Raw genomic sequence first — 8,968 nt, 5'->3', positions numbered from 1 at the left:
ACTCCAAAAAATAAAATCCCCAAAAAACCCGCAGGCTGAAGCCTGGGGCTACACGGACAAAGCCCGCCTGCGCGGCGTCATACAGTCTTGTTAGGTGCTTAACCATCGGGATTTGGATGATTTATTTGTTGGAACACCCTTAATCAAGAAGCTAGGCAATTTTTATCAACCCGGGATAGGATGAACTCGCTTTAGAGGGTCCTCTGGGGATGAGTTTGAGCAGTTTGAATCACGGATTAACAATCAGTCCGAAGTCAGAAAACTAACGCGGGTGAGCAGTCCCGTTACAATTGAATAAACATCCGATTGCTCAGACCTGTGAACCTATTATGAAACCTAACGTAGAAATCTATACCTGGAGTCGTTGTCCCTTCTGTCTGCGGGCGAAAGCGCTGTTAGATCGCAAAGGTGTAGAATATGCAGAATACTGCATCGATGGAGATGAAGACGCCAGGGATCAGATGGCAACCCGTGCCAATGGGCGTCGATCTGTGCCTCAGATTTTTATTAACGATCGCCATATCGGGGGATGCGACGATTTGCACGCCCTCGATGCCAAAAATCAGCTCGATCCGATGCTGCAACCGGAGTCAGTTTAATCCGGAGGGACCCTGAAGGAAAGACAACCGGGTTCTTTTACCCCCATACTGCATAAAAGCCCCTAAATTTAGGTAAAAACCCGCTTTCTTGTCCCTGGGATCTCCAACGGTATCCATCCTTTAGGGGGATTTAGGCGGAAATAGCACTCAAAGAAAGCGATCGCCTCCAAGGGGCGATCGCTTTTTGTCCCATTTAGCGCTTAAATAAAATAGGTAAAGCTCCACCCAGGGAACCATTCACAAGGGAAATCAACGTGAAATTTGCCTTCATCATCGATCCGATCCAAAAACTAGATCCCACCCACGATACCAGCGTCGCGCTGATGGAATCCGCCCAAGCGAAAGGACATGAGGTTTGGATAACCCAGGCGCATCAACTCAGCGTCGTGAATGGCAAAGCTTGGGCAATCCTCGACCGAGTGACCCTCAAACCCATCGAACGCGCAGGCGATCGCTGGATAGCGGCAAACCCCTGGTACCAAATCCAACCGGACGGTTCCCATCCCCTCGAAGCAATGGATGTCGTCTTCATGCGAACCGACCCCCCCGTTACCATTCCCTATCTCTACGCCACCTACATTCTCGATTACATCCATCCCGATAAAACCCTCGTCATCAACTCCCCAAAAGGACTGCGGGCCGCCAATGAAAAAATGTATGCCCTCCAGTTTACCTCGGTCATTCCTGAAACCATCGTCAGTCAAAGTAAAGCCGTCATTCGTGATTTTTTAGACCGAAAAGGCGCAGCGGTTCTCAAACCATTAGGGGGAAAAGCTGGGGAAGGCATTTTATTCCTCGACCCCGAAGATAAAAACTTCAATTCCCTGATTGAAATTAGCACCAAACAAGGCAAAGAACCCGTGATGGTCCAAACCTATCTCCCCGAAGCCAAACAAGGAGATAAACGCATTATCCTCCTCAATGGCGAACCCATCGGCGCAGTCAATCGGGTTCCCAGTGGGACTGAATTTCGCGGTAATATGGCCGTCGGAGGTCTCGCCGTCAAAACAGAAATCACCGATCGCGAACGAAAAATCTGCACCGAAGTCGCTACCAAACTCCGAGAAGATGGCCTATATTTCGTCGGACTAGATGTGATTGGAGGCTATTTAACCGAAGTCAATGTCACCAGTCCCACAGGGATTCGAGAAATTGATAAATACCTTCCCAATGAGCAACGTCTAGGACATCAAGTGATTGACTGGGTGGAGAGTTTTGTAACGCAGAGATAGGGGAGATGGGGAGGATGGGGAGGATGGGGAGGATGGGGAGGATGGGGGAGATGTTTGTAGTAACGACTTCAGTCGTTTCCTCTCCCATCATCCATCATCCATCTGCTCACCAATGACCAACAACAAAGGACAAAAGACTTATGACTAATTTATCCAATGCCTCCTCTTATCCTACTGGGCCTAATTATGCACCAGGACCGATTGGTGTCGCCATTGTGGGGACGGGGTTTGGACAGAAAGTGCATATTCCCGGATTGAAAGAATATCCTCAGACGGAGGTACTTGCTGTTTATCATCGGGATATCGATCGGGCAGAGGCGATCGCACAGACTCATCATATCCCCCTAGCAACCGATGCGATCGCCGATCTGGCTAAAATGCCCGAAGTCCAGGCCGTGAGTTTATCTACCCCGCCTTTCTTGCATTATGAAATGGCCAAACCCTTGTTAGAAGCGGGCAAGCATTTATTACTGGAAAAACCCACCACTCTATCGGCATCGGAAGCGAAAGAACTCTATCGCATTGCTAATGCTAACAATGTGGTAACGGCGATGGATTTTGAATTTCGGTTTGTTCCACCCTGGCAGCGGTTTAAAGAATTGTTAGATGATGGATACTGTGGACAAAACCGTTTAATTAAAATTGATTGGTTAGTCTCCTCTCGCGCTGATGCCAGTCGGCCTTGGAATTGGTATTCTCAAAAACAGCAAGGCGGGGGTGCTCTCGGGGCGATCGGGTCTCATTGTTTTGATTATATTTCCTGGTTATTTGGGCCCGTCAAACGCTTATGTGCGTCCCTGAGTACCGCAGTCACCGAACGTCCGGACCCGAAAGCGGGGGGACAACTGAAACCTGTGGATGCCGATGATACCTGTCTGCTAATGTTGGAATTGACCGATGGAACTCCCATCCAAGTCAGTTTGAGTTCAGCAACCTACCAGGGACGAGGACATTGGGTGGAAGTCTATGGCGATCGCGGCACTTTAGTCCTCGGCAGTGACAATCAGAAAGATTATGTTCATGGTTTTAAATTGTGGGGGGCACCGGCAGGGGAGTCCTTATCAGAGTTAGCGATTCCCAACCGTCTGGAGTTTTCTAAAACCTACCCCGATGGACGAATTGCCCCCTTTATGCGCGTGGTGGATAATTGGGTCCAAGGGATTGAGTCCAGACGGGCGATCGCCCCTACCTTACGAGAAGGTGTCTATTCTCAACTCCTCATGGACCTCACCCACGAATCCCACGAAACCGGCACCTGGGTCACGGTCCCCAATTTAGATGACTATCTAGCCCGCAGTTAAACAAACAAACTGTTCGTAGTAACGAATTCATTCGTTATCCCCTCCAGTTCGTAGTAACGAATTCATTCGTTATCCCCTCCCGTTCGTAGTAACGAATTCATTCGTTATCCCCTCCAGTTCGTAGTAACGAATTCATTCGTTATCCCCTCCCGTTCGTAGTAACGAATTCATTCGTTATTCCCTCCCGTTCGTAGTAACGAATTCATTCGTTATCCCCTCCAGTTCGTAGTAACGAATTCATTCGTTATCTTCCCCAGTTCGTAGTAACGAATTCATTCGTTATCCCCTCCAGTTCGTAGTAACGAATTCATTCGTTATTCCCTCCAGTTCGTAGTAACGAATTCATTCGTTATTCCCGTAAATTAAGAACGACTGAAGTCGTTACTACAAACGGGAAAATTAGGTTGGTTTGTAGTAACGAATTCATTCGTTATCCCCCTAAATTAAGAACGACTGAAGTCGTTACTACAAACATCAAACCCAATCATTTTTTAACATTCTTTCAAACTTGAAGGCGGATAAGACGGTAACATTTCCACCGGGCGATCGCCTGGGAGTTCCTCAATCCACACCTGGACCCCGACTTTGCGAACCCGTCCCATCCGACCTGCTTTGGGACCCTCTAAAATTTCCACCTTAGACCCCACCTGGGGCAGTTCCGTACAACTCGCCGAAGTTGCTAGGGCCAACTCCACCAACTTATCGATCGCCTGGGATGCCGGAATCGGTTGGTCTTGCAACCATTCTACCGTTTCCGGAGCCAGGGAAAATAACTTGCGGACTCGGTTTTTTTTGCGACTCTTGGGCCCTTTCTTCAAATTCGCCTTGGAGTTAGGGTGATGTCCCCGCTTACTGGGTGACTCGACTGCCTCAATTTCCCGAGTCCCTAAAACTCGGTTGCAGGTGGTCCGAATGTAGCACTCTTCATCGGTTTCACAGACCTCTGCAATCTCTAAAACCTGACACTCATACCAGTCGGACTGTTGGGGATCCGTGCGACAGACGACCTTCTGACCGGGGTGAAATTGTTTTTTGTCATCAAACATTGACATTTCTCCAATCAGTATATACGATTAGAATATAGCTCAAAGGATTCCAGCCGGATTAAGAAAACCTTTAAGTTTTTTACCCCCACATCTAGCGGGGGAGCAGGGCTGCTTCACTCTACGGGTGGAGTCGAGAGCAACCGTTTTGGAGAATTTAAGGGCTGGAATCTGGGCAAAACGCTTACAGCACAATCACTCAAGGATATTGCTCCAGTGCAAGACCCAATCCGAGTGATCCCAGACTGAGGGATTCAATCCATAGCATATAGACAATTGGAGATGGGACAATGAACAATCAACCTTATGACGCCTTAAATCGCCTCGCGATGAGATTACATCAAACCCAGGGGACTGATGGCCCTGCAACCGAAGCCGAAGTGGCCCAAATTGCCGCAGCATATTTGAACACTTTGGTGGAAAATTTATCCGATCGCGAATTGGTTCAAGCGATTGATGAATATCGGTCGGGCCACACTCGAATTAAACAGGTCCAGGAGTCGGTTCAGAAGTGGTTAGAAACCGATTTAGGTCATCGTCAGGAGCAAGAATTTAAAGAATTTATTGCTCAATTAAACAGCCGAATGGGCAATGTTATTTAGGGTTGATTGAGGAATCACCAAAGGGACAAGTTACAGAATGATAGGAGATAGAATCAAGAAAACCCCAGGCGATCGCTTGGGGTTTTCTGTTTTAATGCTCTCGTCTTAATCGGGGATTGGGGCAGTTAAATTGCTCCTGGGGAGAAGGGGGCCGATAAGCGGTGCAATTAAATCCGTTTGCCTTCGCGGAACTGTCCTGGGAACCTTCTGCCAGCACTATCGATGAGGACACCTTGGCCGTGGGGAACGCCTTGGCGCAATTCACCCTCATAGCGAGTGCCATTGGGGAAAGTGCAGGTGCCATTTGCATCGAGGTTTTGATTAAAGAACCGGCCTTGACAGCGAGTTCCATCAACGCGGGTGAGGGTTCCTTGACCAAAGGGCTGTCCGGCAAAGAATTCTCCCACATAGCGATCGCCATTGGTGAAGACAAATTGTCCTTGTCCGGCAGGTTGAGAAGTAATTTCTTCAGTCCCAACATACTGAACCACTTCAAACGTGCCTTCATAACGGGAACCATCGGCGAAAACTGCGTTCCCCCTCACAATATTGCCATTTTGAAATGTCCCTTCATAGCGGGCATCATCAGCAAAGATGAACGTCCCCTGTCCGTTGGGACGACCCCCGCTAAAGAGTCCTTCATAGCGATCGCCATTGGCATATACATAGACTCCTCTACCATTGGGAACGCCATTGGAAAATGCTCCAATGTAGTTATCTCCATTTTGATAATTACACTTGACGGGTCCGGCAGCGGGGTTCCCGGAGCAAGAAGGAGGAACATAAGTGTCTCCACCTTCCTGTGCCATTGATCTAGACAGAGGGCTGAGTGAACTGGCAATTTGCATCACAGATGCCATCAATATCGCCATTGCGAGCTTTTTGAGAGAGTCAGTCATAATCCTAACATTCTCCTATATGCATGGTTATTATCTATTCTAAGTTTTAGAAACCGAAAACAGCCGGTAGCAATTGAGTCGATACACCCCGGCAAATGAGGCGATCGCGTTCATGATTTGCTCCATGAGCGCGATCGCTACAACCGAGTGCCATCCCCTCGTCAATTCCCGACCTGGGAATCTCTACCCAGGGGTGAGCGAGATTTCCTTGACAACGCCGCTAACGTCTGAAGGCGGCATTGGCCAAGTTAACCCCACCCGGAGTAACCTCTGGCGGTTCTTCTTCTCCGAGAACCTTACCGACCTCAATGCCGTTCTGCTCCAAAATCACAATCGGGTCAGCGGTATCTAAATTTTGCACCTCTTTAACCAGGACCTCGCCTAGGGCAATGCGATCGCCCACCTGCACATAGCGCGAAGTGGCCTCATTGGGAGCCTTAGCAATAATTTGCACTTTACCCCCTGCTCGAATTACCCCAGTCACTTCCGTGCCTTGGGCTAACTCCGTAGAAGGAGGCGGTGGCGGGACCGGCGCGGGCGGTGGCGGTGGCAGATTTTCCGGACCAATTGCCACCGGCAGATCCGGCAGATTCGGCACCCCTCGGGTGACCAGAGGGGGAAGAGGTGGCGGAGAGGGGGGACCGGCAGGGGCCTGGGCCACCACCGGAGGAAGCTGTTCCGGACCAATTCCCACAGGCAGATCCGGCAGATTCGGCACTCCTCGGGCCGCTAAAGGCGGAATGGTGGGGGGTTGAGGGGGAGCCGGTGGACCAGCAGCCGCTTGCTGTGCGGGGGGTCGAGGTCTGGGAGGGAGTTGTTCAGGGCCAATTCCCACGGGTAAATCCGGAAGGTTGGGAACCCCTTGGGCAACCTGCTCTGGAATTTGTGGTCCTTGAGGACCGGGGGTTCCGGGTCTGGCTCCCGTTGTAGTTCCCGGTCTGGCTCCCGGTGTAGTTCCCGGTCTCGCTCCAGGTGTAGCTCCCGGTGTAGTTCCCGGTCTCGCTCCAGGTCCCGCTCCAGGTCTCGCTCCTGGTCCCCCTCCCGGGGCGGCTCCTGGTCCCGCTCCAGGTCCCGCTCCAGGTCCCGCTCCAGGTCCCGCTCCAGGTCCCCCTCCCGGTCCCCCTCCCGGGAAGGGTTGAAAGGGTTGAGCTTGGGCGACAGCTTGAGCTGGCGGTAATTCTGGCCCGATCGCCACGGGCAATTCTGGCAGATTGGGAACCGCACGGGTTGGAAATTCCGGAACTCTAGGAGTCGCTACTTCTGCGCCCGGTGCAGGGGTGACCGGCATCGGCTGGACATCGAGTATCCCAAAGGGATTTTCCTGAGCCTGTCGGGCCCTTTGCTGTTCCAGTTGCCGCACCCGCTCATCTGGGCTCGTGGGCGGAATTAAATTCCCAATGGAAGTGGGATCTGGGCGTGCAGGCACCACAGGTTCTTCAAATTCCGGGGATTCTGGTTCTTCTGCGGCTTCTGGGGACTCTTCTGGAGTCTCCGTTGCCGTGGGAGAGGGCTCGACGGGGGCGACGACTTCCGGAGTCTCCGGTTCACCACCACACGCACTCAAGATGAGGACGAGCATCCCAATTGACACCTTCAATAAAAATTGACGCATGGCCGCTGATTATTAGGATTTAGTACAAAGATAGCCGATTAACCTAAAAGTGCTTCATTACCCAAGAAGTAATTCCGCAGGGTCGGCTCCATTTTTTATCGATCGCCCGGTTCGTTGAGCCAACTTTATCTTGACAAAAACAGTTAATTAGGATAATACAGGCGATCGGTCATTCTATCGTCCATTCTAGGGCGAGGGCTGCTTTGGGGTCCGGAACCGGAAAATAGGCAGCCAATTGCTAGAAAAGAGTCTCTTGCACGGGTGCAGCGCTGGGATTATAGCGCTGGGACATCAAGCAAAAAGACCTAAACTTACTCTGTTCATCTGTCTATTGTACTCTAATTCTTCAACCCGAGAATTGCAGCGAGGTGAAAACTTTTTTCTCGCAGAAACTCCCCTATATTTTAGTAAAAATAGTCAGCCAGACGGGACCGAGAAGGGAGTAATGTCCCCAGCATTGGAGTCCCGCTTCTGTGCCGAGTTGTTCGCGCCTTTCCAGGGGATAGAGGTGGAGATTGGTAGGGGAAGTACCTAAAACTCCTGAACCAGTTTTTCCCGGCGTCGTAAAATCAACTAAGTAGTAGTTTCCCCCAGGGGATAAGACGCGGTTTATTTCTGATAAAACCTGGCTGGGATTGGGGTAATGTAAAAAACTAATGGTATTGAAAACGGTATCAAATTGTTGGTCCGTGAAGGGGAGTTGTTCGGCGTTTCCTTGGATGAAAATCAGGCGGGGACGATGGCGATCGCGCTTGGTTTGTCTCGCTTGGCGAATCATTTCGGGGGAAAGGTCAAATCCGGTGCCGCGTAGGGTGGGAAATTCCTCTGCAAGGCGATCGAGCAGTCTGCCGGTCCCGCATCCAAGGTCAAGGACATTGGGATGGTCTGGCAATTGCAGATAATCCAGTAATCTTTGATGAAGGGCTTGATAAAAGATAGTCGTAAACAGAATATCGTAGTTGGGTGCCCAGCGGTCAAACAGTTTTTGTTTTTTGGTGATTTCCGGGTGAGTCACAGTTCGGTTCTCCTACAGTTTCGGTGACTATTTTAACGGGTTTGATTTGAGGGATTGCCGAGTATGTCCGTTGTAGGACTCAGGTACAGGATGAGATTAGCTAGGACCAGAAACCCGGTTTCTTACCCGAATTTATTGCGTTGCACCCACATTGAGGTGAAGAAACCGGGTTTCTAACCGTTACTGTACTCCTAGACTAGGGGGTGACGCGGTAATTTTGGGCGATCGCATAAAACAAAGAGTAATATTCCCCAAATCGGTCTTTGGGTGACTGGCCTTGCCAAGTATAAATCACATCTCCCGATTCCAGGGTCATTCTCATCACACTTTCTTCGTTCCCCACTTCCACCTCTAACAAGGCCGGTAATCCCTGTTCTGTGGTGAAGTTAGACTGGGGAATCGTGGAGGGTTCCTCTGCCTCCTCTAATCCGGTGAGTTTCAAGGTTCCCCATCCTCTAATTTCGATATTGGGGTAATCTGGAGCATGAAATGCACCGCCATCCTGATTCGTGGGGGGAGGGAGTGCCACCCAATCCGGGGGATAGGGAAACTCGAACCCAAACCGTTCATTTTGATAAGTCTTCCACTGGGTGGGGACGGTGGGATTGGTGGGAGTGCAAGCGGAAACTAGGACAGCGATCGCCATACCCGATGCTGCGATTCGG

Annotated in this window: 9 protein-coding genes; 4 read left to right on the top strand and 5 right to left on the bottom strand. The window is 50.5% G+C overall.

Features of this window, described 5'->3' with window-relative positions; all coding sequences use genetic code 11:
* Window positions 1–329: 329 nt before the first annotated feature.
* From grxC to NG833_RS20020, 3 genes are all read left to right on the top strand, one after another.
* The gene (gene grxC, locus NG833_RS20030) at window positions 330–599 is read left to right on the top strand and encodes a glutaredoxin 3 (RefSeq protein ID WP_254567039.1); all 270 of its coding nucleotides are present in this window, start codon (window positions 330–332) and stop codon (window positions 597–599) included.
* Between the two features lie 254 nt (window positions 600–853).
* Entirely contained in the window at window positions 854–1,831 is a 978-nt protein-coding gene (gshB, locus tag NG833_RS20025; RefSeq protein WP_254567038.1) for a glutathione synthase, read from the top strand.
* A 140-nt stretch (window positions 1,832–1,971) separates the two neighbouring features.
* A complete protein-coding gene (locus tag NG833_RS20020; RefSeq protein WP_254567037.1) occupies window positions 1,972–3,132 on the top strand; it encodes a Gfo/Idh/MocA family protein in 1,161 nt (386 codons plus the stop codon).
* A gap of 491 nt (window positions 3,133–3,623) precedes the next feature.
* Here NG833_RS20020 and NG833_RS20015 read toward each other — a convergent pair whose 3' ends face one another.
* On the bottom strand, window positions 3,624–4,178 hold the full coding sequence (locus NG833_RS20015; RefSeq protein WP_254567036.1) for a hypothetical protein: 555 nt from the start codon (window positions 4,176–4,178) through the stop codon (window positions 3,624–3,626).
* A gap of 287 nt (window positions 4,179–4,465) precedes the next feature.
* On the opposite strand from NG833_RS20015, the gene NG833_RS20010 reads away from it, so the two are divergent.
* Window positions 4,466–4,777, top strand: a complete 312-nt coding sequence (locus tag NG833_RS20010) for a hypothetical protein (RefSeq protein WP_254567035.1) — start codon at window positions 4,466–4,468, stop codon at window positions 4,775–4,777.
* Window positions 4,778–4,944: 167 nt separating this feature from the next.
* Here the strand turns inward: NG833_RS20010 and NG833_RS20005 are convergent, their stop codons facing one another.
* The 4 genes from NG833_RS20005 to NG833_RS19990 form a co-directional block, all read right to left on the bottom strand.
* The gene (locus NG833_RS20005) at window positions 4,945–5,676 is read right to left on the bottom strand and encodes an MORN repeat-containing protein (RefSeq protein ID WP_254567034.1); all 732 of its coding nucleotides are present in this window, start codon (window positions 5,674–5,676) and stop codon (window positions 4,945–4,947) included.
* Between the two features lie 220 nt (window positions 5,677–5,896).
* On the bottom strand, window positions 5,897–7,288 hold the full coding sequence (locus NG833_RS20000) for a hypothetical protein (RefSeq protein WP_254567040.1): 1,392 nt from the start codon (window positions 7,286–7,288) through the stop codon (window positions 5,897–5,899).
* A gap of 397 nt (window positions 7,289–7,685) precedes the next feature.
* Window positions 7,686–8,303 carry a class I SAM-dependent methyltransferase gene (locus NG833_RS19995; RefSeq protein ID WP_254567033.1) on the bottom strand — a complete coding sequence of 206 codons (618 nt, stop codon included), beginning with the start codon at window positions 8,301–8,303 and terminating at the stop codon, window positions 7,686–7,688.
* Window positions 8,304–8,499: 196 nt separating this feature from the next.
* Window positions 8,500–8,968, bottom strand: a 469-nt coding sequence (locus NG833_RS19990) for a hypothetical protein (RefSeq protein ID WP_254567032.1), incomplete at its 5' end; no start/stop codon positions are given.

Origin of the sequence: Oscillatoria sp. HE19RPO (assembly GCF_024220515.1) — a bacterium.
Taxonomy (GTDB): Bacteria; Cyanobacteriota; Cyanobacteriia; order Cyanobacteriales; family Laspinemataceae; genus Laspinema.
This window is presented reverse-complemented; position numbering and strand designations above follow the sequence as displayed.

Bases quoted from the DNA above. Each gene is read 5' to 3' on its own strand.
- NG833_RS20005 (WP_254567034.1), bottom strand. From the start codon at position 5,676: ATGACTGACTCTCTCAAAAAGCTCGCAATGGCGATATTGATGGCATCT.
- NG833_RS20010 (WP_254567035.1), top strand. From the start codon at position 4,466: ATGAACAATCAACCTTATGACGCCTTAAATCGCCTCGCGATGAGATTA.
- NG833_RS20015 (WP_254567036.1), bottom strand. From the start codon at position 4,178: ATGTTTGATGACAAAAAACAATTTCACCCCGGTCAGAAGGTCGTCTGT.
- NG833_RS20000 (WP_254567040.1), bottom strand. From the start codon at position 7,288: ATGCGTCAATTTTTATTGAAGGTGTCAATTGGGATGCTCGTCCTCATC.
- NG833_RS20020 (WP_254567037.1), top strand. From the start codon at position 1,972: ATGACTAATTTATCCAATGCCTCCTCTTATCCTACTGGGCCTAATTAT.
- grxC (WP_254567039.1), top strand. From the start codon at position 330: ATGAAACCTAACGTAGAAATCTATACCTGGAGTCGTTGTCCCTTCTGT.